The sequence below is a fragment of the uncultured Paracoccus sp. genome (genome assembly GCF_947496875.1).
Classification (GTDB): Bacteria; Pseudomonadota; Alphaproteobacteria; order Rhodobacterales; family Rhodobacteraceae; genus Paracoccus.
The window spans coordinates 1-1,051 of the sequence record NZ_CANMEH010000068.1 but is presented as its reverse complement, the minus strand read 5'-3'; the positions used below and the strand labels follow the sequence as shown (position 1 = coordinate 1,051).

The 1,051-nt window shown below is 63.1% G+C and carries 1 protein-coding gene; it reads left to right on the top strand.

Annotated features, from left to right (window positions below):
- Positions 1-64: 64 nt before the first annotated feature.
- Positions 65-997, top strand: a complete 933-nt coding sequence (locus Q0938_RS19115; RefSeq protein WP_073068871.1) for an IS5 family transposase — start codon at positions 65-67, stop codon at positions 995-997.
- Positions 998-1,051 lie beyond the last annotated feature (54 nt).

Genomic DNA, 1,051 nt, shown 5'->3' with positions numbered 1-1,051 from the left:
CGGCTCTGTTGCACAAATCGCGTGAGGGATTCATCTCGTGAATCCAGCGTGGTAGCTGTGATGCATGAGCAGACCCACACCCCCGACCTACAGGACCAGGAACTGGCCAGCCTACAATGAAGCACTCAAGCGCCGAGGCTCGCTGACGATCTGGTTCGACCCCGCGATGAACTGGGATGCCGCTCCGACAGGCAGGCGTGGTCGCCAGCAGACCTACAGCGATGCCGCGATCCAGACGTGCCTTTCGATGAAGGTGCTGTTTGGCATGGCGCTCCGGCAGACGACCGGCTTCGTCGAGAGCCTGCTGCGACTGGTTGGCCTCGACTGGACGGTGCCCGACTTCAGCACGCTGTCGCGCCGTCAGAAGGCCTTGGCTGTCAACATCCCCTACCGCGGCTCCACGGGCCCGTTGCACCTGCTGATTGATAGCACCGGGATCAAAGTCGAGGGAGAAGGCGAATGGCACGCCCGCAAGCATGGCGGCCCCAAACGGCGTGTGTGGCGCAAGATCCATCTCGGAATCGACGAGCAAACACTGGAGGTTCGAGCCGTCGAGATCACGGGGAGCCACATCGGTGATGCCCCGGTGCTACCCGACCTGCTCGGTCAGATCCCGGCGGACGAGCAGATCGGCAGCGTCACCGCCGACGGTGCCTATGACACACGCAAATGCCACGATGCCATTGCCGACCGCGGCGCACATGCCGTCATACCGCCCCGGAAGAATGCAAAGCCGTGGAAGACCCTCACCGCCGGTGCCGCCGCGCGAAACGAAGCCCTGCGCGCCGCGAAATATCTGGGCCGCGCGCTTTGGCGACGATGGAGCGGATACCACCGACGAAGCCGTGCCGAAACGAAGATGCACTGTATGAAACTGCTGGGGCAGCGCCTCATGGCGCGGGACTTTGACCGACAGGTCGCGGAGGTCCAGATCCGCATCGCCGTCATGAACGGCTACACCGCGCTCGGCATTCCTGTCACAGAAACCGCGGGATAAATCCGTCCGGGGAAAGGGGAACCTCGGACATCAGAGGCTTTGTGCAACAAAGCC